The following is a 22,917-nucleotide window of genomic DNA, read 5'->3' as shown; positions in this document are numbered from 1 at the left end:
GTTAATGAAGTAAAGCATAGTTATATAAAAGTCAGAATATTATGATTGTAACGTTATGGTGACTATAATATAATGAAAATAACCATCATGAATGAACATTCATTTATTTTTTATGTATTTGAAGGGGGAATGAAGGTGGAAAAACCATGGTTGAAAAGTTATCCAGAGGAAATTCCGAGTACGATTTCTTATGATATTCAGCCGCTTCATAGATATGTAGAACAGATGGCTTCTCGCTACCCAGAAAAGAAAGCGCTTCACTTTTTAGGGAAGGATATTACGTTTTCGGACTTCCATGATAAGGTGAAGCGGTTTGCAAATTATCTTCAAAAACTCGGTGTGGAAAAGGGTGATCGAGTTGCTATTATGTTGCCGAATTGTCCGCAAGCTGTAATTGGTTATTACGGTACATTACTTGCGGGAGGTATCGTAGTACAAACCAATCCACTGTATACAGAAAGGGAATTAGAATATCAGCTTCATGACTCGGGAGCAAAAGTAATTCTTTGTCTCGATTTAGTGTTTCCAAGAGTAACGAATGTTCAATCTGCTACAAAAATTGAGCATATTATCGTAACTCGTATTGCAGACTTTTTACCATTCCCTAAAAATCTATTGTATCCATTTGTGCAGAAAAAACAGTCGAATTTAGTTGTGAAAGTATCAGAGAGTGAAACGATTCATCTTTGGAATTCAGTAGAAAAAGAAGTGAATACGAATGTTGAGGTGCCTTGTGATCCTGAAAATGATCTAGCTCTTTTACAGTACACAGGAGGAACAACCGGATTTCCGAAAGGAGTTATGTTAACGCATAAAAACCTCGTCTCTAACACGTTAATGGGAGTTCAATGGTTATATAATTGCAAAGAAGGAGAAGAAGTCGTTCTTGGGGTTCTTCCATTTTTCCATGTTTATGGTATGACAGCTGTTATGAATTTAAGTATTATGCAAGGATACAAAATGGTCCTTATTCCAAAGTTTGATATGAAAATGGTTTTTGAAGCGATTAAGAAGCATAAAGTGACATTGTTTCCAGGGGCACCAACTATTTATATCGCTCTTTTAAATAGTCCGCTTTTAAAAGAATACGATATTTCTTCTATTCGTGCTTGTATTAGTGGATCAGCACCACTGCCAGTAGAAGTACAGGAAAAGTTCGAAAAAGTTACAGGTGGTAAACTAGTAGAGGGATATGGTTTAACAGAATCCTCTCCGGTTACACATAGTAATTTTTTATGGGAAAAGCGAGTGCCAGGTAGCATCGGAGTTCCGTGGCCAGATACAGAAGCAATCATTATGTCGCTTGAAACTGGTGAGGCATTACCGCCAGGAGAAATAGGTGAAATTGTAGTGAAAGGCCCTCAAATTATGAAAGGATATTGGAATAAGCCAGAGGAAACAGCGGCTGTATTGCAAGATGGCTGGCTCCATACAGGTGATGTTGGCTACATGGATGAAGATGGATTCTTCTATGTAAAAGATCGCAAGAAAGATATGATTGTCGCGAGTGGATTTAATGTGTATCCTCGTGAAGTTGAAGAAGTATTATATGAGCATGAAAAAGTGCAAGAAGTAGTGACAATTGGAGTTCCAGATCCGTACCGAGGAGAGACAGTTAAAGCATTTGTTGTGTTAAAAGAAGGTACGGAATGCTCTGAGGAAGAATTAAATCAGTTTGCACGTAAATATTTAGCGGCTTATAAAGTGCCGAAAGTATATGAGTTTAGAGATGAATTGCCGAAAACGACAGTAGGGAAAATTTTGCGCCGTGTTCTAATAGATGAAGAGAAGAGAAAGAATGAGGATGAGCAAACGGGCTAAGGCCCTTTCTTTTTGAAAAAATAGGATTGACACTTTTCTAAATAGTCAGTATTATAAGAATATGAATGACTATTCATTCAGTCATCTTCTTGAAGGGGACAGTAAAGTGAAGAAAAATAGACCGAAATACAATCAAATTATTGATGCGGCAGTCATTGTGATTGCGGAGAATGGGTACCACCAAGCGCAAGTTTCTAAAATCGCAAAGCAAGCTGGGGTAGCTGATGGCACGATTTATTTATATTTTAAAAATAAAGAAGATATATTAATATCCTTATTCCAAGAGAAGATGGGAGAATTTGTCGAAACAATTCGTCAAAAAACAGCAGGAATTGAAAGCGCTGTATCGAAGTTATTCATGTTGGTAGAAACGCACTTCTTGCTGTTGTCGCAAAATGATCCGCTTGCTATCGTTACGCAATTAGAGCTAAGGCAGTCCAATCAAGACTTGCGCCTTAAAATAAATGAAGTATTAAAAGGCTACTTACAAGTTATGGATGAGATTTTAGAGACTGGTATAAAACAAGGTGAATTTCAAGCAGATTTAAATGTTCGCGTGGCAAGACAAATGATCTTTGGAACAGTAGATGAAGTTGTGACCAATTGGGTAATGAGCGATCATAAGTATGATCTGGTCGCACTTTCAAAAACGGTACACGGGCTACTTATTGCAGCTTGTGGTTATCGTCAATAATGGGAGGGATCATGTTGAAATTCCTATCTGTAAGAGTTGAAGATCATATCGCGGTGGCGACGTTAAATCACGCACCAGCGAATGCGATGTCTTCACAAGTTATGCATGACGTTACTGAATTAATTGATCAAGTGGAAAAGGATGATAACATTCGTGTTGTTGTTATTCACGGTGAAGGACGTTTCTTCTCAGCAGGAGCAGATATTAAAGAATTTACATCTGTTACTGAAGCGAAGCAAGCAACAGAATTAGCACAGCTTGGACAAGTTACGTTTGAGCGTGTTGAAAAATGTTCAAAACCAGTTATTGCGGCAATTCATGGAGCGGCACTGGGCGGCGGCCTTGAGTTTGCTATGTCTTGCCACATGCGCTTTGCAACTGAAAGTGCAAAACTTGGTTTACCTGAATTAACACTTGGATTAATTCCTGGCTTTGCAGGTACACAGCGCTTACCACGTTATGTTGGGAAAGCGAAAGCTTGTGAAATGATGTTAACAAGTACACCAATTACTGGTGCAGAAGCATTAAAGTGGGGACTTGTTAACGGATTGTTCTCTGAAGAATCATTTTTAGATGATACGCTTAAAGTTGCAAAACAAATTGCTGGAAAAAGTCCAGCAACAACTCGTGCTGTACTAGAGTTATTGCAAACGACAAAATCGTCTCATTACTATGAAGGTGTACAACGTGAATCACAAATTTTTGGTGAAGTATTTACGAGTGAAGATGGAAGAGAAGGTGTAGCCGCATTTTTAGAAAAGCGTAAACCTTCATTTAGTGGCAGGTAGTTCAATTATTTTTTTAATATAAATTAACAGAAAATTAAAATTGATAGAATCTTTCTGAAAAACAAGGGGGTAAATGGAATGAACATCTACGTACTCATGAAACGAACATTTGATACAGAAGAAAAAATCGTAATTAAAAACGGTGCAATTTACGATGGCGAAGCGGAATTCATCATCAACCCTTACGATGAATATGCAATTGAAGAAGCAATTCAAGTAAGAGACGCACAAGGTGGAGAAGTTACAGTTGTAACAGTCGGTGGCGAAGATAGTGAGAAAGAACTTCGTACTGCATTAGCAATGGGCTGTGATAAAGCGGTATTAATTAATATTGAAGATGATGTAGAAAATGGTGACCAGTTCACGACAGCAAAAGTACTTGCTGAGTATTTAAAAGATAAAGATGCAGATTTAATTTTAGGCGGAAACGTTGCAATTGATGGTGCATCTGGACAAGTAGGGCCACGCGTAGCTGAAGCGTTAAATATTCCATATGTAACGACAATTACAAAACTTGAAATTGACGGTACAAATGTGAAGATTGAGCGTGATGTTGAAGGTGATACAGAAGTGATTGCAACTTCATTACCAGTTTTAGTAACAGCACAGCAAGGTTTAAATGAACCTCGTTACCCATCGCTTCCAGGTATTATGAAAGCGAAGAAAAAGCCACTAGAAGAATTAGAATTAGATGATTTAGATTTAGAAGAAGATGATGTGGAAGCAAAGACAAAAACAATTGAAATCTATTTGCCTCCTAAGAAAGATGCAGGAAAAGTGTTACAAGGCGAGCTGCAAGATCAAGTAAAAGAACTTGTATCGTTGCTCCATACAGAAGCGAAAGTAATCTAATAAAATACGAAATTATATATGCAGGAGGGAAAATCTATGGCTCGTAAAGTATTAGTAATGGGTGAAGTTCGTGATGGATCGCTACGTAACGTTTCGTTTGAAGCGGTAGCAGCAGCAAAAACAATTGCAGAAGGCGGTGAAGTAGTAGGTCTTCTAATTGGAGACAGCGTTGCCTCTTTTGCAAATGAATTGATTCATTACGGTGCAGATCGCGTTGTGACAGTTGAAAATGATAAATTAAAATCATATACATCTGATGGTTATGCACAAGCGTTTTTAGCTGTACATGCTGAAGAAAATCCAGAAGGTATTGTCTTTGGACATACGGCACTTGGTAAAGATTTATCACCAAAATTAGCAGCGAAGCTTGAAGCTGGTTTAGTTTCTGACGTAACTGCTTTAGAGGTTGAAGGTGGAAATGTTATCTTCACTCGTCCAATTTACTCTGGTAAAGCATTCGAGAAGAAGATTGTAACAGACGGCATCTTATTTGCGACAGTGCGTCCAAATAACATTGCAACTCTGGAAAAAGATGAGTCTCGCAGCGGTGACGTATCTTCTATTACAGTTGATGTGAAAGATTTACGTACAATTATTCAAGATGTTGTCCGTAAAACAGCAGAAGGTGTGGATCTTTCTGAAGCGAAAGTTATTATCGCTGGTGGACGCGGTGTGAAGAGTGAAGAAGGATTTAAACCATTAAAAGAGTTAGCTGACGTACTAGGCGGCGCTGTTGGGGCATCTCGTGGTGCTTGTGACGCTGAATACTGTGAGTACTCATTACAAATTGGTCAAACTGGTAAAGTTGTTACGCCAGACTTATACATTGCATGTGGTATTTCTGGTGCGATTCAGCATTTAGCAGGTATGTCTAACTCAAAAATAATCGTTGCGATTAATAAAGATCCAGAAGCAAGTATCTTCAAAGTAGCTGACTACGGTATTGTTGGTGACTTGTTCGAAGTTGTACCTCTTTTAACAGAAGAGTTTAAAAAGTTAAAAGTACATTCATGATTTAAGTACCCTTGAGTTCCAAGTGAAGTACCCCTATATATAGAAAAAGGTGAGAGATCCCCTGTCTCTCATCTTTTTAGTATTTAATCCATATTTTTATATAGTATAAAGGAACATTTTTTTGTTACAATACATAACGATACATATTATTCGCCACGTATATAAGTTAATGATATACTCTTGGTAGAATATACTTGAAGGAGGAAATAAAATGGCAATTGTAAACGCAAATGACCAAAGCTTCGCAGCTGAAACTAGCGAAGGTGTTGTATTATTAGATTTCTGGGCACCTTGGTGTGGACCTTGTAAAATGATCGCTCCTGTATTAGAGGAGATCGATGCAGAACTAGGCGAAAAAGTAAAAGTAGTAAAAGTAGATGTTGATGAGAACCAAGAAACTGCTCGTCAATTCGAAGTAATGAGCATTCCAGCTCTTTTCGTATTAAAAGACGGTAAAGTAGTTGATCAAACGTTAGGTTACAAACCGAAAGAAGCGTTAGTAGAATTAGTTTCTAAACATTTCTAAAATAAAAAAGCTACCAGTTGGTAGCTTTTTTTATTTTCTTTTTTACAGTCTTTCCGTTACAATAAAAGAACGTATGTTGGGTGTTTGAGCATAGTATGTTTTCAAGGGAAAATAAAAATGCTAAGTATGTAGAAATGGAGGGAGACGAGTGCACGAACATTTGAAAGAGAAGTTGGCTATTTTACCAGATCAACCTGGTTGTTATTTGATGAAAGATAAGCAAGGAACGGTTATATATGTTGGAAAGGCAAAAGTGCTTAAAAATCGTGTGCGCTCGTACTTTACTGGTTCACATGATGGGAAAACACTGCGGCTTGTAGGAGAAATTGTTGATTTTGAATATATTGTAACCTCTTCGAATTTAGAAGCACTTATTTTAGAGTTAAATCTAATTAAAAAATATGATCCGAAATATAATATTCAATTAAAAGATGATAAAACATATCCTTTTATTAAAATTACGGCGGAGAAGCAACCGCGCTTACTCATTACTCGAAATGTAAAAAAGGATAAAGGAAAGTATTTTGGTCCTTATCCAAATGCACAATCTGCTCATGAAACGAAAAAACTGCTAGATCGTATGTATCCACTTCGGAAATGTACGAATATGCCAGATAAAGTTTGTTTGTATTATCATATGGGTCAATGCTTAGCGCCGTGTGTGAAAGAAGTGACGGAAGAACAAAATAAAGAAATTGTAGATGAAATTATTAAGTTTTTAAATGGTGGACATAAAGAAGTTCGTTCAGAATTAGAAGTAAAAATGTATGAGGCCTCAGAGAAACTAGAGTTTGAACGTGCAAAAGAGTTGCGTGATCAAATTGCTCATATTGATGCGATTATGGAAAAACAAAAGATGATTATGAGTGACTTAGTGGATCGTGATGTGTTTGGATATGCAGTGGATAAAGGATGGATGTGTGTTCAAGTTTTCTTCGTTCGAAAAGGAAAGCTAATTGAACGTGATGTTTCTATGTTTCCAATTTACGATGAACCAGAAGAGGGCTTTTTAACGTTTATCGGCCAATTTTATGAAAACAGTAGTCATTTTAAGCCGAAGGAAATTGTCGTTCCAGGAAGTATAGACTCGGAATTAGTAGAGCGCTTTTTAGAAGTAGAAGCGACACAGCCGAAACGTGGTAAGAAAAAAGACCTTGTAGAATTAGCAAATAAAAACGCGAAAATTGCTCTTGAAGAGAAGTTTTACTTAATTGAACGTGATGAAGAACGAACGATTAAAGCAGTAGATCATTTAGGGAAGCAGCTTGGGATTGAAACGCCGTATCGTATTGAAGCGTTTGATAACTCAAATATTCAAGGAACAAATCCTGTTTCTGCAATGATTGCTTTTATCGATGGGAAACCGGCGAAGAAAGAGTATCGAAAATATAAAATTAAAACGGTTCAAGGACCAGACGATTATGAGTCTATGAGAGAAGTTGTGAGGCGCCGTTATACAAGGGCCCTTAAAGAAAATTCACCTTTACCTGATTTGATTATTATTGATGGAGGAAAAGGCCATCTAGCGGCTGCAAGTGATATTCTAGAGAATGAGCTCGGATTATATATTCCGATGGCAGGTCTTGTGAAAGATGATAAACATAAAACCTCCCATTTAATTATTGGGGACCCACCGGAACCTGTGATGCTTGAGAGAAATAGCCAAGAATTTTATTTATTGCAGCGTATTCAAGATGAGGTGCATCGATTTGCGATTACATTCCATCGTCAATTACATGGGAAATCTGTCATTCAATCAGCATTGGATGACATTCCAGGAATAGGTGATAAACGGAAAAAGGTATTGTTAAAACATTTTGGTTCATTAAAGAAGATGAAAGAAGCTTCTATAGAGGAATTTGTCGAAGCGGGTATGCCGAAAAATGTCGCGGAGACGATTTATACGTATTTAACAGATAAGAAGACGTTGTAGTTTACAACGTCTTCTGTTTTTTGGTATAATTTCTGAAGATTTAAAATAAATGCATCTGAATGAAAATACAAAAAAGTCAACTAAACTGATATGTCTAGTTGACTGTAGGTAATGCTTACACTTCAATGAGATCTTTTATATCCCATTTTACAAGAAATGTAATAGAGTCAGAACGTTTTTTCTTTTCTTCGTATGACTCTGCAACGACGTTCCGTTGCTTTTGAATTTGTTCAGCGATGAATCCAGCTTCTAGTTGATAAGAAGAATGTCGTTTTTGTTTTTGACGTTCTGCAATGAGTGTGCCTTTAAGTTGGAACTGCATTTCACGACGCTTATGTTCAATAATGCTTAAAGTGCCCCAGCCAGCTTTTTCAAAGAACTGAATGACTTCTTCAATTGTTTCTAGCGGATATTTTCTTGCAAGGTTTCTACCAGACCAGTATAAAATACCATCTAAATCGTTGCCGATTAAATCAGGTAGTAATTCTTCACGTAGCAATTCATAAGCGAAGGCGTTCAATGAAACATCTTCTAAAGATGTTATATCGATTGTATTTTTACTCACAATATTCCCCTCTTTCTATAGGGATTATTATATAACATTTTTCATTTATAAAAACAGATTTTTCTTTAGGGAAATCTGAATATCTAAGAAGAAAAAAAGAATTGCCAAATTATATGCAAATTATGTATACGTTTTCTTGACGCTTCGACAAAAATAGGGGTAAAATGAACTTGTTATCAAATTATGCTGAAATATTTCGAATAATTTTTTCAGTTTTTCTTATGCCAATAGTGAAAAAACATTATTGTTATAAATTAATCTGAAAACAGCAGTCAAACATTCAAGGGGGTAATGGGGACATGAAAGGCCGCGAGTATACGTTTCGTAAGTGGCACTCATTAATGGGGGTCATCCCGGTTGGTGTCTTTTTGACGCAACATCTAATTGTAAACAACTTTGCAACAAGAGGAGCAGAGGCTTTTAACAAAGCTGCAGGCTTTATGGAGCTCCTTCCATTCCGGTATGCGCTAGAAATTTTCATCATCTTTTTACCGATACTGTACCATGCTATATATGGCTTATATATTGCATTTACAGCTAAGAACAATGCGGTTTCTTACGGTTATTTCCGTAACTGGATGTTCGTTTTCCAAAGAATTTCAGGTATCGTTACGCTGATTTTCATTTCTTGGCACGTCTGGGAAACTCGTATTCAAGCAATGTTAGGTAAAGAGGTAAACTATGATATGATGGCAGATATTTTAAACAATCCAGCTATGTTTGCATTCTACTTAGTTGGTGTTGTTTCAACAATTTTCCACTTTGCAAATGGACTATGGACATTCTGCATCAGCTGGGGAATTACAGTATCTCCACGTTCACAAAGAATCTCTACTTATGTAACATTAGCTATTTTCTTAGGTCTATCTTATGTAGGTGTGAGTGCATTATTAGCGTTCATCGATCCACAGCTAGCAAATCAGTAAGGAGTGGGAGAGCATGAAAGGGAAACTTATAGTAGTCGGCGGTGGCTTGGCTGGCTTAATGGCAACGATTAAAGCGGCAGAAGCAGGAGTAAATGTTGAACTGTTTTCTTTAGTACCAGTAAAACGTTCACATTCTGTATGTGCTCAGGGCGGAATTAACGGTGCCGTAAATACGAAAGGTGAAGGGGATTCTCCATGGATCCACTTTGACGATACAATTTATGGTGGGGACTTCTTAGCGAACCAACCACCAGTTAAAGCAATGTGTGAAGCAGCACCTGGTATCATTCATTTAATGGACCGTATGGGTGTTATGTTCAACCGTACGGAAGAAGGACTTCTTGATTTCCGTCGATTTGGTGGAACGCAACATCACCGTACAGCATTTGCTGGTGCAACAACTGGACAGCAATTACTTTACGCATTAGATGAGCAAGTACGTCGTCACGAAGTAGCAGGACTTGTAACGAAATATGAAGGCTGGGATTTCTTACGAGCTGTTGTTGATGATGAAGGTGTGTGCCGAGGAATCGTTGCACAAGACTTACAAACTATGGAGATTAAAAGTTTCGGAGCTGATGCCGTGATTATGGCAACAGGGGGCCCTGGTATCATTTTCGGAAAATCAACAAACTCCATTATTAATACAGGTACAGCAGCTTCTGCTGTATATCAACAAGGTGCATATTATGCAAATGGTGAGTTCATTCAAATTCACCCAACGGCAATTCCTGGAGACGATAAATTACGTCTTATGAGTGAATCTGCACGTGGTGAAGGTGGACGTGTTTGGACATATAAAGATGGTAAACCATGGTACTTCTTAGAAGAAAAATATCCGGCTTACGGAAACCTTGTACCTCGTGATATCGCAACGCGTGAAATCTTTGATGTTTGCGTAGAGCAAAAACTAGGTATTAACGGTGAAAACATGGTGTACTTAGATCTTTCTCATAAAGATCCGAAAGAACTAGATATTAAACTTGGTGGAATTATTGAAATCTATGAGAAATTTACAGGGGATGATCCTCGTAAACTACCAATGAAAATCTTCCCAGCTGTTCACTATTCAATGGGTGGACTATGGGTTGACTATAAGCAAATGACTAGTATTCCAGGTTTATTTGCAGCAGGTGAGTGTGATTATTCTATGCACGGTGGTAACCGCCTTGGTGCAAACTCACTATTATCAGCAATTTACGGTGGTATGGTAGCAGGACCAAACGCAATTGAATATATGAAAGGTCTTTCTAAATCATCAGATGCTGTTTCATCTACTGTATATGAGCAAAATGAATTAATCGAAACAGAGAAATTTAACAATATTTTAACGATGGATGGTAATGAAAATGCATATGTTCTTCATAAAGAGCTTGGAGAATGGATGACAGATAACGTTACAGTAGTTCGTGAAAATAAAAAGTTATTAGAAACAGATGCGAAAATTGAAGAGTTAATGGATCGTTACAAACGTATTAACATTAACGATACAGCAAGATGGAGTAACCAAGGTGCTTCATTTACACGTCAACTTGCAAATATGTTTGAGTTAGCACGTGTTATTACAATTGGCGCATATAACCGTAATGAGAGCCGCGGGGCGCATTACAAACCTGAATTCCCAAATCGTGATGATGCAAACTTCTTAAAAACTACTATGGCAAAATTTGAAGGAGAAGGAAATGCACCAGCATTCCATTACGAAGACGTTGATGTTTCATTAATTAAACCACGTAAACGTGATTATTCTTCAAAACATGATGTAGCTGCTAAGGGTGAAGAGAAGGGGGATAAACAACATGTCTGAGAAAACAATCCGCCTCATCATTACGAGACAAGATGGACCAGATGCACAAGAGTTTGACCAAGAGTTTGAAATTCCATATCGTCCTAATATGAATATTATTTCGGCGCTTATGGAAATTCGTCGTAATCCTGTTGATTCAAAAGGAAACCAAACAACTCCGATCGCATGGGATATGAACTGCTTAGAGGAAGTATGCGGTGCATGTTCGATGGTTATTAACGGAAAGCCACGTCAATCATGTACGGCTCTTATTGACCAATTAGAACAGCCAATTCGCTTAAAGCCGATGAAGACATTCCCAGTTGTACGTGATTTACAAGTTGACCGCAGTCGCATGTTTAATGCTCTAAAACGCGTTAAAGCTTGGATTCCAATTGATGGTACGTATGACTTAGGTCCAGGACCAAGAATGCCTGAGAAAAAGCGTCAATGGGCTTATGAGCTTTCAAAATGTATGACATGTGGTGTTTGCTTAGAATCATGTCCAAACGTAAACAGTAAGTCTGACTTTATTGGACCAGCGCCGTTATCACAAGCTCGTTTATTCAACTCACATCCAACGGGTGAAATGCATAAAGCAGATCGCTTACGTGCAATTATGGGAGATGGAGGACTAGCAAACTGTGGTAACTCTCAAAACTGTGTGCAATCATGTCCGAAGGGTATTCCTTTAACAACTTCAATTGCGGCATTAAACCGTGATACAACAATTCAATCGTTCAAAGATTTCTTTGGTAGCGATAATAACTATTAATAAATATTGCCTCTTCATCTTGAAGGGGCAATATTTATAACTTCATTTTTCAGTTTATTCTGTTTTTTTGCAGGAAGGGGAGATAGCGTTGAAGAGAATTTCTTATATTGAAGACTTCGAGAAATGGGAAAGTGGTTTTTCCTTTTACAATCCTGTAAAGGTTCGTTTTGGTGAAGTAGATATGTTTGGACATGTAAATAATGTCGTTGCTTTTACTTATTTTGAAGAAGCTCGTATCGCGTTGTTTAAAGAACTTGGATTTATGCAAGAGTGGACACATGCATCATCAGAAACGATGATCGTTGTTGCGGATTTACAATGTAATTTTATTAAGCAAATATATTTTGATGAACAGTTGAAGGTGTATGTAAAGGCAGGATCGGTTGGGAACTCTTCTTTAGATCTACATTATATGGTGAAGAATGCAGAAGGAGAGGTTTGTTTAGTAGGTCGTGGAATGATGGTTCAAGCGTCGAAAAAAACAGGAAGAGGCGAACCATGGCCTGAAGAATGGAAGAAGAAATTACTACAATGATAGAGTGAAAGAAAAATAAGAGAGCAATTTGCTCTCTTATTTTTTGTCTTCCATCGCTTCTTCTAATGTTAAGTGATGTTTATATAGGTATGTAGCGTATGGATTACCAACGTAGCGTAAGTGCCATGGTTCATATGCATATTCTGTTGTATCTGTTTTATCTTCTAAGTAACGAATGACAAAGCCGAATTCATGAGCGTGTTCCGCGACCCATTTTCCTTCTGCTGTCTCCCCGAAAATAGGCTCTAATTGAAATTTAGCTGTTTTTGAACTAATATCCATTGCTAAACCCGTTTGGTGTTCACTCGTACCAGGAATTGCGCTTACTGAATTAGCCTCAGCTTTTCCTTGACGCCTAACGTATGTATCATGCAACGATTTTTGGCGTTTGTATGAACGATAACCAGATACAGCTGTAAGATCAAGCCCTTCTTTTTTCGCAGCTTTGAACATGTTTTCAAGTGCCTCTGCAGCATCTTTGCGTAGCAATGTTTTTTCTTTAGCTTTTGGACTAGCAAATGGTACGTTTGGTCTCGTTAAGTCTTCAGGAATGTATCCATCTGGTAGTTTTCGATGTTTATTAATTAAGACAAGATTAGATTTTGGATTTGTTACAACTGAAAAGTTATTGTCTATTTTCTTTGCATTATGATCAGCTTTTGGAAAAGCAGGAATCTCTTCTTTTGGGTGGTTAGTATGTTTTTGACTTTCGACAGCTTTCGCTTCATTATGTAGTGGTGATTTAGAACCAAAGTAAGTGAAAGATGTGATACCGATTACAATAGTAGTGGCAGAAATAATTATTATCTTTTTCATAATGCCTTGTAATCACAGTCCCTTCTTAATAAAATGTGTATCGTTTTTTTATTATAAGTCTAGTTTGTTGGAAAAGGAATATAAGAGTCATAACGTAATAGAAATGCAAAGAAAATGTCAGAAAATGTGTGAATTTGTAGTATTTTTTTATATAATTCATTTCTTATCTTTCATGAATTGCATTTTTTATGTAATATATATACATAAGAAGATGTAGCGATTATCGAGAATAAAGAACTTCTTGTATAGACTAGGAGTGAATGGGAATGGATTTTGCAACAATTATTGGACTTGTTTTAGGATTTTTAGCAGTGGTAGTAGGGATGGTCGTCAAGGGCGCTGACGTAACAGCCTTATTAAATCCTGCCGCAGCATTAATTATTTTTATCGGTACATTTGCTGCAGTATGTATTGCATTTCCGATGAATCAACTAAAAAGGGTTCCAAAACTATTTAAAGTTCTTTTTGGTTCAAATAAAAAGGATTTAAGTTATGAACAGTTGCTAGAATTATTTGTTCATTGGACATCTGAAAGTAGAAAATACGGTATTTTGTCTTTAGAGCAACAATTAGACAAAATTCAAGATGAATTTCTTTTGCGCGGTATGAAATTTGTGATTGATGGCGTATCCGCAGAAGATTTAGAGCAGATTTTGGAATCTGAATTAGAGGCAATTGAAGAAAGACATGCAAAGGGAGCTGCTATTTTTTCACAAGCTGGTACGTATGCACCGACATTAGGAGTTTTAGGTGCTGTTATCGGTCTTGTAGCTGCGCTTGGTAACTTAACTGATATTGAAAAGTTAGGTCATGCTATTTCGGGTGCGTTTATTGCAACGATTTTTGGTATTTTTTCAGGTTATGTATTATGGCATCCATTTGCAAATAAGTTAAAGCAAAAATCTTCAGCTGAAATTGAGAAAAAACGTTTAATCATTGATTGTTTATTAATGCTACAAGAAGGTACATATCCGTTTATTATGAAGAACCGCATTTTAGGTGCACTTTCTGCAACTGAGCGTAAAAAGCTAGAAAAAGGAGCAGAAAAAAATGCGGAGTAAGAAAAATAGAAGAGGCAAAAAGAAAAAACATGATGAGCATATCGATGAAACGTGGTTAATTCCATATTCTGATATGTTAACGTTGTTATTTGCATTGTTTATCGTTTTATTCGCAATGAGTAGTATAGATGCTGCGAAGTTTAAACAGATGGCAGTTGCTTTTCGAAGTGAATTAGCTGGGGGAACAGGTAACAAAGAATTTTTAAGTGATCAAAAGCCAAATGAGGAAAAAGAATTATCAGCAAGTAGCCTTGAGGCAGAACAAGCAAAAAAACAAGAAGAAGCTAGAGCTAAAGAAAAAAAAGAGATGGATGAATTGAAAGCATTACAAAAAAAGATTGATCAATATATTAATGAAAAACAATTATCCTCTTCTTTTCAAACTAAATTAACTGAAAAGGGATTAATGGTGACAATATTAGAAAATATACTGTTTGATTCGGGGAAAGCAGATGTGAAATTAGAATCTTTAGGGATTGCAAAAGAGATGTCTAGCTTACTTGTTTCAGCGTCACCTCGTGAAATTACAGTATCGGGTCATACGGATAATGTCCCTATTGCCAATGCGCAGTTTGCGTCGAATTGGGAATTAAGTACGCAGCGGGCAGTTAATTTTATGCAAGTATTACTGCAAAATAAAGAATTACAACCAGAAAAATTTAGCGCGATTGGATACGGAGAATACCGTTCAATTGCTCCAAACGATACACAAGAAGGAAAGGCAAAGAATAGACGTGTGGAAGTGTTTATCTTGCCTTTAACAGAGAAAGTAAAATAAAGAGGATGGCGAATGCCATCCTCTTTATTTTACTTCAAATGATTTTAAGTTGTCGCGACGGATTTTATCTTTTTCTGCATCTGATTTTTTGAAATCATAATCATATAAAGCGCCTTCCCAATCGCCATACATTGGATTCGGGAAAATAATGAATTTCTCACCAAATTGTGCTTTTGAATCTTCTACTGTTTGGTTACGATCTTTTACAGATTTTCCATCAAAACCTGTGAAATCAGATAAGTTATCACCGAAGAATAAGACAATATCATGGGTTTGAGAAACGAGTTCACGGCGTTTTTCTTTTCCTTTTTCTTTCGGATCTTGTAGTAATATATGTTCTTTCGTTGCTTGAGGAGCACCTACACGCTCAAGATTTTTAATTGTTGCATCTAGTTGGTTCGTTTTACGATTTGAGATGTAGTAAATATCTACACCTTTAGACTCTGTATATTTTAAGAAATCAATTGCGCCTGGAAGGGCTTCAGCCTCAGCTTTATTAATCCAATCATCCCATTTGTAAGGATAGCCTTTGCCTGTTTTTACGCTCATTGCTTGATGAGGACTGTTATCTAAAACAGTTTCGTCTAAATCAAGTACGATAGCAGGTTTTTTCTCTGTCCCTTTTGCAAGAACTGCATCAAGCTTTAATTGACCGATATTGTACCCTTGGTAGTAAAGTGCTTTCGTTTCGCCAGCTGTTTGATACCATAAATCAGCCATTAATTGCTGTTCTGTTAATTTTACTTTCTCTTCTTTCGCCACTGTTTTCTCTGGTGTTCCTGAACATGCTACAAGTGATGTAGATAGAACCGCTACAGATAATAGAGTGGTAATGCCCCTCTTCATCTTCATATGTACCCTCCTTGATGTTAGAAAATCATTTTATATTATATATTAAAATATAATATTTTTATATGAACATTTGCATATTGTCTTTTGTATATATAGTAGTATGTCCTATATTAGAAAGATGAGCAAAATAATAATAGTTATTTTGACAAGTTTTATTGTCGTAATGACAATTATAATTGACAAAAAGAGTTTTGTTATTTACAATTTTAACTAAATAGAACAAATGATGGATTAATGACGGTGTTTACATATAAGAGGATGAAGTGTAGTGCTATATTTTTTCTTGAATAAACATAGTCTTTGAAAGAGAGTACGAATGATACTAAAGGGGAGGCTTTATACTTTGAGTTTACAAATTCAAAACTTAACGAAACAATTTGGGGAATCAAAAGCAGTTAACGGTTTGCAAATTTCGTTACCAAAAGGTGAAGTACTAGGATTACTTGGACGAAATGGTGCAGGGAAAACAACAACAATCAAAATGCTTCTCGGATTATTAACGCCTAATGAAGGTACGATTACGTGGGATGGAAAAGCATTTGGGGATAGTGGCGTAACAATTGGGTATTTACCAGAAGAAAGAGGTTTATATACAAAAAGTAGAGTAATAGATCAGTTGCGATATTTTGGTAGATTAGAAGGAATGTCGAAGAAAGAAGTAGATCAAGCTATTGATCATTGGTTAGAGCGTTTAGCGATACCAGAATATAAATTTAAAACGGCTGGAGAGCTTTCAAAAGGGAATCAGCAAAAAATCCAATTAATTGCTGCTCTTCTTCATAATCCGGAACTTCTCATTTTAGATGAACCATTCAGCGGCCTTGATCCAGTTAACGCCGGGATGTTAGCTAGTATTATTGAAGAACAAGTACAGAGCGGAAAGACGATTATTTTATCAAGTCATCGTATGGAACAAGTAGAGGCTTTTTGCCAACATGTATGTATTTTGAAAAAAGGTGAAGCAGTCGTAAAAGGACAGCTAAGTGATATTAAGAAAGAATACGGTTTCCGTAATTTAACGATTGAAGATACAGTAGAGAATGAAAAGGGATTAGAGGCTATACATGTATCGTATGAAAAACAACAAGGCCTTCTTTATGTGAAAGTACAAGACGATGCGGAAGCTCTCAAGATTTTGCAACAGTTGCAAGAGCAAGGTGTTAGCTTACGACAATTCAAAATGTTAGAGCCGACGTTAAATGAAATCTTTGTAGAGAGGGCGAAATAACGATGCGTAAATTTTCTCACGTATTTTCATTTTATTTTAGGGAAGCATTTTTATCTAAAAAATCATTAATTACGAGTGCCATTTTATTTTTAGTTGTGTTTGGGATTTTTGCATTTAATCATTTTACTTCAGGCGATGATAAAAATAAGGATAAAGATAAAATTGCAGTTGTAGTAGAGAGTTCCACATATAAAGTACAAAAAGATGAGCTAAATAAGCTATTGTCATCAGCAAAAATAACACTTGGTTCAAAGGATGATTTTGATAAACTGCATAAGCAAGTAGAAGAAGGCGATTTAGATGGTCTATTCCATGTGACGGAAAAGGGTGGGGCTCCATCGATTACATATATGTATAATGGATTTCCAAGCCAAGCAACTTCTGCAATTATGGCAGGATATTTAAAGCAACAATATACGATGGTGACAATTGCCAAAAATAATGTTTCACCAGAAATTGCACAGCAATTACAAACAGAAATTCAAGTAAAGCAAGAAGCGATAAAAGATCGTACATCTTCTTTCGGAATTGCCTATTTCTTTACATTTGCTTTATATATGTTTATTGTAGCGTTCGGAAATACAATCGCAATGAATATTGCATCTGAGAAGGCGTCACGTGTAATGGAAGTAATGCTTCCGAAAGTGAAACCTCTTACGATGATGTATGCGAAAATTTTAGCGGTTGTTTCAACGGCTTTATTGCAACTTGTCATATTGGCGTGTGGTTATCTTATTCCATATTTGTTAGGTTGGGTCGATTTAGAAAGTGCCTCACTATTGGGTATTCCAATTGACTTTACGAAATTAGATGCAAAGGTTGTAAGCATGTTTCTTGTTTATTTCATTACGGGATATTTACTTTATGCAATGATGTATGCTGCTGCTGGAGCTGTCGTGTCTAAGACGGAGGATTTACAAGCTGTATCTTTCCCGATAATGATTTTAATTATGGCTGCATTCTTCATTAGTATTAAATCATTAAGTGATCCGAATAGTACTATCGTTGTTGTAAGTTCTTACGTTCCATTTTTTACACCGATGGTTACCTTCTCACGTATTGTAGCTGGTGAAGCAGGTATGCTAGAAATTACGATAACATTAGCAGTCTTATTGGCGACAATTGCGATATTAAATGCTGTTACAAGCCGCATTTACGTAAATGGCGTAATGAATTACTCAGATAAAGTGAAATTTAAAGATTTAGCGAAATTTATAAAGCGTCAATAATGAGAGAAAAGCATGATTTCCTATTGAAATCATGCTTTTTCTTTATGTATAAATTAAAAATAGTATATAATAATAAGAGTCGTCTTTTAATAGAATGAATAAAAAGGAGGGTGTGCAGATGGGGATTAGTAGTCGTTTTACAGTAGGTGTTCATATGCTGACATTACTTGCGATAGATCGAAACTCTCGCTGTACCTCTGAATGGATTGCCGGTAGTGTGAATACAAATCCAGTTGTGATTCGTCGCATTACAGGAATGTTGAAGAGAGCAGGACTTGTTGATGTACAAGCTGGTAAAGGTGGTACGACACTTGCTCGAGATTTAGAAGAAATTACATTACTTGATGTATATAAAGCAGTGGAAGTTGTAGAAGAAGGACAGCTATTTTCCTTCCATGAAAATCCCAACATTGAATGTCCAGTAGGAGCTAATATTCAATCAGTATTAGAAATTATTTTAATGCAAGCGCAAGAAGCGATGGAAAACGTGCTTGCAAATGTAACGGTAGATCAATTAGTTACAAATTTAAAGTCTAAAATGAAAGAATAAAAAAGCGAGCTTCCTCATAATGAGGGCTCGCTTTTTTTTATTCAGAAATATTGAAAATTCTATTTTTCAGTATTTAAAATGAATTTACCTACGATAGCTGCGAAGATACCACCAAGAATTGGTGCTACGATGAATACCCATAGTTGAGAAAGTGCTTCTCCACCAACAAATAAAGCTGGTGCGATACTACGAGCTGGGTTAACAGATGTTCCAGTTAACGGAATTCCTAATAAGTGGATTAAAACTAATGTGAAACCAATTACTAGTCCAGCTAAAGAAGAACTTCCTTTTTTACCTGTTACAGCGACGATAACTAAAATAAATACGAAAGTTAAAATGAACTCAACTAAAAATGCTCCAGATAAACCAAGAGTTCCGAAACCATTTTGTCCTAAATTATCTAAAGGTGTTTTAGCAGATTTTAAAATTGTTACTAACGTTGCAGTTCCTAATAAACCACCTAAAATTTGAGCTAATACATAATAACAAAGTTCCATAGCGTTCATGCGTTTGTTGATGAACATAGCTACTGATACTGCTGGGTTAATGTGACATCCAGAAATTGTTCCGATGCTATATGCCATAGCTACAATAGATAAGCCGAAAGCCATAGCGATTCCTAATGTTCCAATTCCTTCGATTCCGCCGCCAGTGACAGCTACTCCAGTTCCGAATAATACAAGTACAAAGGTACCAATAAATTCAGCGATTGCTTTTTTTAACATAATTTACCTCCTATTAATGCGCATGAAACGTATTATAACATACGTTTTAGTATAAACAGCCAATGAAATACTATTCTGATAAGGCAAAATAGGGGGACAATAAAAAAGAGTATGGTTCATCTCTATAGAACCATACTCTTTTTTTATGCTGGTTTTTTCTGTTTAACGGCTGGAATAGATCGGTTTAAAATACTATTTGCAACCATTCCTAACATAATAATAATCATTCCAAGTAGGGAAAGCCCGCCAGGAAACGAACCATTCAAGAAAACAATTTCTCCAAGTACGGTAAAGACCATCGTTCCAGCTTGTGTTGCTTCAACAGCTCCAAGTAAAGCCAGGTTATCTTTTGCTAAGTCAGTAGCAAAGAAAAATGTCATCGTTGCAATAACGCCGGAACATAATGCTAACAAAAATCCTTGAAGCATTTGGCTAGATGTTGGAATACCCGTAGTAGAAAATCCGTATACACCAAGCAAAATTGTTATAGGAAGACTTCCAATTGCCATTCCTAATACACGTTGGAACGTATCAAGGCGTCCGCCAACAAGCTCCATCATTTTTCGGTTACCGAACGGATATAAGAAAGCGGCTAATACGACAGGTAAAAAACCTGAAATGAACTGAGTCATTGTAATATGGCCTGCGGCAGTTGCTTGCATACAAATTACACCAAGTAAAATAAATAAAGCAACATATAAGCTACGAAGTGGAATTTTTCCACGTACAAGTTTCGTACCTGATTTTGTTTCTATTTTCACAAAAAATAGTGGTGATAGTAGTAAACCAGCTAAAATCGTAACTTGCCAAGTTCCAGCAACGAGCCAAGCTGGAGAAAAGACAGCTGCGAAACTTAATAAAGAATAAAAACCAATACCGGCAACAGAACCCCATCCGATCCACGCCAATGGATGTTTTTTTAACTCTTTCCATAATCCCCTAAAGTTTTTGCGAAATAAAACGATAAGGAATAAAATAGGGAGAGCAAATAAAAAACGGAAGGAAGCTGTCCAAGCCCAGCTCGTTCCAGATACATTCATTGCTCTATTAATAATAAAGGTTGCAGAAAAAAAGGCCGATGATAAAAGACCTAATAAAATTGCGCGCATGAAGTATAGCACTCCTTTCGAAAATAAATAATTATGTATAGTATGATATACTTTAATTTAATAAAAGTAAACTATTTTATACTTTGAGGTGGTTTTATATATGAAAGAAAATGAAGATATGCAAACGAAAGAAGTCATTCAACAAGTTGGACAGTTATTGAGACAAATTCGAAATGAACAGAAATTAAGTTTAGAAGAATTAGCTCATAAAACAGGAGTTAGTAAATTAACATTAGGAAAGATCGAAAGAGGGGAAACAAATCCGACGCTAGCTGTCATTTGGAAAATAACGAAAGGGTTATCAATTCCTTTATCTAGATTAATGGTTTTTGGAGAACCAGTAGCCGTCGCGCGCTGTGGAGAAGGATTTGCAGTAGATGTAGGACAAGCATGGCATTTAGAAACGATGTTCCGTTATACGAAAGAAACAGGGATGGAAATGCACCGTGCTTGTTTACGATCAAATAGTATATATGAACCAGAAGCTCATCATGAAGGTGCGATTGAGCTTGTAACGGTAATGAAAGGGAAAGTGTCTATTCAAGTGGAGAATGATGTATATGAATTAAATGAGTTTGATTCCATTCAATTTGAAGCGAATAAGAAGCATATTTATAAAAATGAAGAAGAAGAAGTGGCGGTATTACATTTAACGATGAAATATTCTTCATGAAAAAATCCCCTATAGAAAAATCTATAGGGGATTTTGTATACACTATGCTCAAATATATGAAAGAATGTTATTAGTAAGAGCGTGGCATAAGTAATAAACAAATAAAATAAACTAAAAACCCCGTCCCAAAACATAAAACTGCAATGACCCAAAGTATGCGAATGAGAGTAGAGCTAATATCAAAATATTCTCCTAAACCACCGCATATACCAAATAGCATTTTATCAGTTTCGGATTTACATAATCTTTTTGACATCTTCCAATACACTCCTTTTTATAGCAAACTCTATACTTCTATTCTATATGGAAATCTATGAGGAGACTATGAGGTTGTATGACATTTTTTTAGGGAACAGTCATATTAATTGTCTTAATTTTCAGTTGATATTAAAATTATAGTAAGAGGTAACTTTTAATAAAGGGTGGGGAAATAGAGATGACGGTATATTGGTTGACTAATGTAACGCTTGAATCGGGGTATACATATGAAGAGGGGAGAATTTCAAAAACAGAAACAGAGTTATGTAGTTTACTTATTGAAGAGGGACGAATTAAAAAAATTATAGCAGGGACTGTTCAAGAGGAAGGGGTACTCATTCTTGATGCTAATCGTTTATTAATTTTGCCCGCTTTCGAAGAGATGCATATTCACATTGATAAGACATATTATAGTGGTCCTTGGAAAGCTTGTATGCCAGCAGAAAGTATTTTTACACGTTTTAATGAAGAAGAAAAAATTTTACCAAAGCAATTAGCGACTGCCCAAAATAGAGCGGAAAATATGCTAGAGTTACTACTGCAAAATGGTGCAACGAATATTAGAACGCATTGTAATGTTGATCCAATTATTGGGCTTGGTAATTTGGAGGCGACGTTAGCGGCATTAGAAACATATAAAAATCGAGTGTCTAGTAGAATTGTTGCGTTTCCGCAACATGGATTATTGCGCAGTAATTCTGTGCAACTCGTGAAAGATGCGATGCGTATGGGTGCTCATCTAGTCGGAGGCGTAGATCCAGCTACAGTGGATAATGATATTGAAAAATCATTACATACAATTATGGATATCGCAGTAGAATTTAATGCGGATGTTGATATTCATTTGCATGATGCGAATAATCTTGGAACATTTACGATGAAGAGATTGGCAAGTTTAACAGAAGAAGCAGGATGGCAAGGTCGTGTAACAATTAGTCATGCACTTGGACTTGGTGGTGTTACTGATAAAGAGGCTGAAGAAGTGGCAGAAAGACTCGCAAATGTAAATATTGATATTACTTCAACGGTACCAATTGGTAAACAAGTAATCCCAATTCCGTTATTAGATAAAAATGGTGTTAAGGTTTCATTAGGAAATGATAGTATTACAGATCATTGGTCACCGTTTGGAACAGGTGATATGCTTCAAAAGGCGAATCGATTAGCAGAGCGTTTTGGGTGGAGTGACGAAAGGTCTTTAGGAAAAGCACTTCGCTTTATTACAGGAGGAAAAGAAACGTTAAATAATGAAGGGAAGCGAGTATGGCCGAATGTAGGGGATGAAGCGAGTTTTGTTTTGACAAATGCGACATGCGCTGCTGAAGCAGTAGCGCGTCAAACAGAAAAACGTTTAGTCGTGTATAAAGGAAATATTGTTGTTGGAAGTTTAAATGAGGTGGAATTAAATAATCTTGTGTAGAAG

The 22,917-nt window shown here is 36.4% G+C and carries 24 protein-coding genes; 18 read left to right on the top strand and 6 right to left on the bottom strand.

The window, feature by feature from the left end:
• Nucleotides 1-135 precede the first annotated feature (135 nt).
• From ACO6VI_RS00800 to uvrC, 7 genes are all read left to right on the top strand, one after another.
• Nucleotides 136-1,821 carry a long-chain-fatty-acid--CoA ligase gene (locus ACO6VI_RS00800; protein WP_000414744.1) on the top strand — a complete coding sequence of 562 codons (1,686 nt, stop codon included), beginning with the start codon at nt 136-138 and terminating at the stop codon, nt 1,819-1,821.
• A 61-nt stretch (nt 1,822-1,882) separates the two neighbouring features.
• On the top strand, nt 1,883-2,515 hold the full coding sequence (locus ACO6VI_RS00795; protein ID WP_002001012.1) for a TetR/AcrR family transcriptional regulator: 633 nt from the start codon (nt 1,883-1,885) through the stop codon (nt 2,513-2,515).
• 11 nt (nt 2,516-2,526) lie between these two features.
• Nucleotides 2,527-3,303, top strand: coding sequence for an enoyl-CoA hydratase (locus ACO6VI_RS00790; RefSeq protein ID WP_000911291.1), 777 nt, complete (start codon nt 2,527-2,529; stop codon nt 3,301-3,303).
• Between the two features lie 78 nt (nt 3,304-3,381).
• Nucleotides 3,382-4,155 carry an electron transfer flavoprotein subunit beta gene (etfB, locus tag ACO6VI_RS00785; RefSeq protein WP_001029028.1) on the top strand — a complete coding sequence of 258 codons (774 nt, stop codon included), beginning with the start codon at nt 3,382-3,384 and terminating at the stop codon, nt 4,153-4,155.
• 36 nt (nt 4,156-4,191) lie between these two features.
• Nucleotides 4,192-5,169 (top strand): electron transfer flavoprotein subunit alpha, encoded by a 978-nt coding sequence (gene etfA, locus ACO6VI_RS00780; RefSeq protein WP_000101946.1) that lies wholly within the window; start codon nt 4,192-4,194, stop codon nt 5,167-5,169.
• 211 nt (nt 5,170-5,380) lie between these two features.
• Nucleotides 5,381-5,695 (top strand): thioredoxin, encoded by a 315-nt coding sequence (gene trxA, locus ACO6VI_RS00775; protein WP_001018944.1) that lies wholly within the window; start codon nt 5,381-5,383, stop codon nt 5,693-5,695.
• Nucleotides 5,696-5,843: 148 nt separating this feature from the next.
• Nucleotides 5,844-7,628 (top strand): excinuclease ABC subunit C, encoded by a 1,785-nt coding sequence (gene uvrC, locus ACO6VI_RS00770; RefSeq protein ID WP_000544300.1) that lies wholly within the window; start codon nt 5,844-5,846, stop codon nt 7,626-7,628.
• 115 nt (nt 7,629-7,743) lie between these two features.
• Here the strand turns inward: uvrC and ACO6VI_RS00765 are convergent, their stop codons facing one another.
• Nucleotides 7,744-8,193, bottom strand: a complete 450-nt coding sequence (locus ACO6VI_RS00765; protein WP_000042214.1) for a YslB family protein — start codon at nt 8,191-8,193, stop codon at nt 7,744-7,746.
• A gap of 299 nt (nt 8,194-8,492) precedes the next feature.
• Between ACO6VI_RS00765 and sdhC the strand changes: the two genes are divergently transcribed.
• From sdhC to ACO6VI_RS00745, 4 genes are all read left to right on the top strand, one after another.
• Nucleotides 8,493-9,119 carry a succinate dehydrogenase cytochrome B558 gene (gene sdhC, locus ACO6VI_RS00760; RefSeq protein WP_000678354.1) on the top strand — a complete coding sequence of 209 codons (627 nt, stop codon included), beginning with the start codon at nt 8,493-8,495 and terminating at the stop codon, nt 9,117-9,119.
• Nucleotides 9,120-9,132: 13 nt separating this feature from the next.
• On the top strand, nt 9,133-10,926 hold the full coding sequence (sdhA, locus tag ACO6VI_RS00755) for a succinate dehydrogenase flavoprotein subunit (RefSeq protein WP_000676743.1): 1,794 nt from the start codon (nt 9,133-9,135) through the stop codon (nt 10,924-10,926).
• Nucleotides 10,919-11,680, top strand: coding sequence for a succinate dehydrogenase iron-sulfur subunit (gene sdhB / locus ACO6VI_RS00750; protein ID WP_001291830.1), 762 nt, complete (start codon nt 10,919-10,921; stop codon nt 11,678-11,680). Before sdhA ends, sdhB begins: the two co-directional genes overlap by 8 nt.
• 88 nt (nt 11,681-11,768) lie before the next feature.
• The gene (locus ACO6VI_RS00745; RefSeq protein ID WP_000822727.1) at nt 11,769-12,215 is read left to right on the top strand and encodes an acyl-CoA thioesterase; all 447 of its coding nucleotides are present in this window, start codon (nt 11,769-11,771) and stop codon (nt 12,213-12,215) included.
• A 36-nt stretch (nt 12,216-12,251) separates the two neighbouring features.
• Here the strand turns inward: ACO6VI_RS00745 and ACO6VI_RS00740 are convergent, their stop codons facing one another.
• Nucleotides 12,252-13,031 carry a M15 family metallopeptidase gene (locus ACO6VI_RS00740; protein WP_422422959.1) on the bottom strand — a complete coding sequence of 260 codons (780 nt, stop codon included), beginning with the start codon at nt 13,029-13,031 and terminating at the stop codon, nt 12,252-12,254.
• 266 nt (nt 13,032-13,297) lie between these two features.
• Between ACO6VI_RS00740 and motA the strand changes: the two genes are divergently transcribed.
• A complete protein-coding gene (gene motA / locus ACO6VI_RS00735; protein WP_000344862.1) occupies nt 13,298-14,092 on the top strand; it encodes a flagellar motor stator protein MotA in 795 nt (264 codons plus the stop codon).
• Nucleotides 14,082-14,870 carry a flagellar motor protein MotB gene (motB, locus tag ACO6VI_RS00730; protein ID WP_001256741.1) on the top strand — a complete coding sequence of 263 codons (789 nt, stop codon included), beginning with the start codon at nt 14,082-14,084 and terminating at the stop codon, nt 14,868-14,870. The genes motA and motB overlap by 11 nt, the downstream gene beginning before the upstream one ends.
• Before the next feature lie 24 nt (nt 14,871-14,894).
• Here motB and ACO6VI_RS00725 read toward each other — a convergent pair whose 3' ends face one another.
• Nucleotides 14,895-15,722 carry a 5'-nucleotidase, lipoprotein e(P4) family gene (locus tag ACO6VI_RS00725; protein ID WP_000782771.1) on the bottom strand — a complete coding sequence of 276 codons (828 nt, stop codon included), beginning with the start codon at nt 15,720-15,722 and terminating at the stop codon, nt 14,895-14,897.
• 343 nt (nt 15,723-16,065) lie between these two features.
• On the opposite strand from ACO6VI_RS00725, the gene ACO6VI_RS00720 reads away from it, so the two are divergent.
• From ACO6VI_RS00720 to ACO6VI_RS00710, 3 genes are all read left to right on the top strand, one after another.
• Entirely contained in the window at nt 16,066-16,950 is an 885-nt protein-coding gene (locus tag ACO6VI_RS00720; protein WP_000058130.1) for an ABC transporter ATP-binding protein, read from the top strand.
• 2 nt (nt 16,951-16,952) lie between these two features.
• Nucleotides 16,953-18,179, top strand: a complete 1,227-nt coding sequence (locus ACO6VI_RS00715; protein WP_088021603.1) for an ABC transporter permease — start codon at nt 16,953-16,955, stop codon at nt 18,177-18,179.
• Between the two features lie 118 nt (nt 18,180-18,297).
• Complete coding sequence (locus ACO6VI_RS00710) at nt 18,298-18,729, top strand: Rrf2 family transcriptional regulator (protein WP_000512998.1); 432 nt, start codon at nt 18,298-18,300, stop codon at nt 18,727-18,729.
• Between the two features lie 59 nt (nt 18,730-18,788).
• Here ACO6VI_RS00710 and ACO6VI_RS00705 read toward each other — a convergent pair whose 3' ends face one another.
• Together ACO6VI_RS00705 and ACO6VI_RS00700 are read right to left on the bottom strand one after the other, a co-directional pair.
• Nucleotides 18,789-19,454: an aquaporin gene (locus tag ACO6VI_RS00705; protein ID WP_000913213.1), complete on the bottom strand. Its 666-nt coding sequence runs from the start codon at nt 19,452-19,454 to the stop codon at nt 18,789-18,791.
• A 143-nt stretch (nt 19,455-19,597) separates the two neighbouring features.
• Nucleotides 19,598-20,563: a multidrug resistance efflux transporter family protein gene (locus ACO6VI_RS00700; RefSeq protein ID WP_078993653.1), complete on the bottom strand. Its 966-nt coding sequence runs from the start codon at nt 20,561-20,563 to the stop codon at nt 19,598-19,600.
• Between the two features lie 100 nt (nt 20,564-20,663).
• On the opposite strand from ACO6VI_RS00700, the gene ACO6VI_RS00695 reads away from it, so the two are divergent.
• Complete coding sequence (locus ACO6VI_RS00695) at nt 20,664-21,236, top strand: helix-turn-helix domain-containing protein (protein ID WP_000661921.1); 573 nt, start codon at nt 20,664-20,666, stop codon at nt 21,234-21,236.
• A gap of 70 nt (nt 21,237-21,306) precedes the next feature.
• On the opposite strand, the gene ACO6VI_RS00690 is transcribed toward ACO6VI_RS00695, so the two are convergent.
• Nucleotides 21,307-21,492: a PspC domain-containing protein gene (locus tag ACO6VI_RS00690; protein WP_000044337.1), complete on the bottom strand. Its 186-nt coding sequence runs from the start codon at nt 21,490-21,492 to the stop codon at nt 21,307-21,309.
• 180 nt (nt 21,493-21,672) lie between these two features.
• Here ACO6VI_RS00690 and ACO6VI_RS00685 point away from each other — a divergent pair, with 180 nt between their 5' ends.
• Nucleotides 21,673-22,914 carry an amidohydrolase family protein gene (locus ACO6VI_RS00685; RefSeq protein WP_063548712.1) on the top strand — a complete coding sequence of 414 codons (1,242 nt, stop codon included), beginning with the start codon at nt 21,673-21,675 and terminating at the stop codon, nt 22,912-22,914.
• Nucleotides 22,915-22,917 lie beyond the last annotated feature (3 nt).

It is taken from the genome of Bacillus sp. PSXD-155, from assembly GCF_049310765.1.
In the GTDB taxonomy this organism is placed as follows: domain Bacteria; phylum Bacillota; class Bacilli; order Bacillales; family Bacillaceae_G; genus Bacillus_A; species Bacillus_A cereus.
Note: the sequence above shows the minus strand (reverse complement) of the source record. Positions and strands in the feature narration are given on the sequence as shown.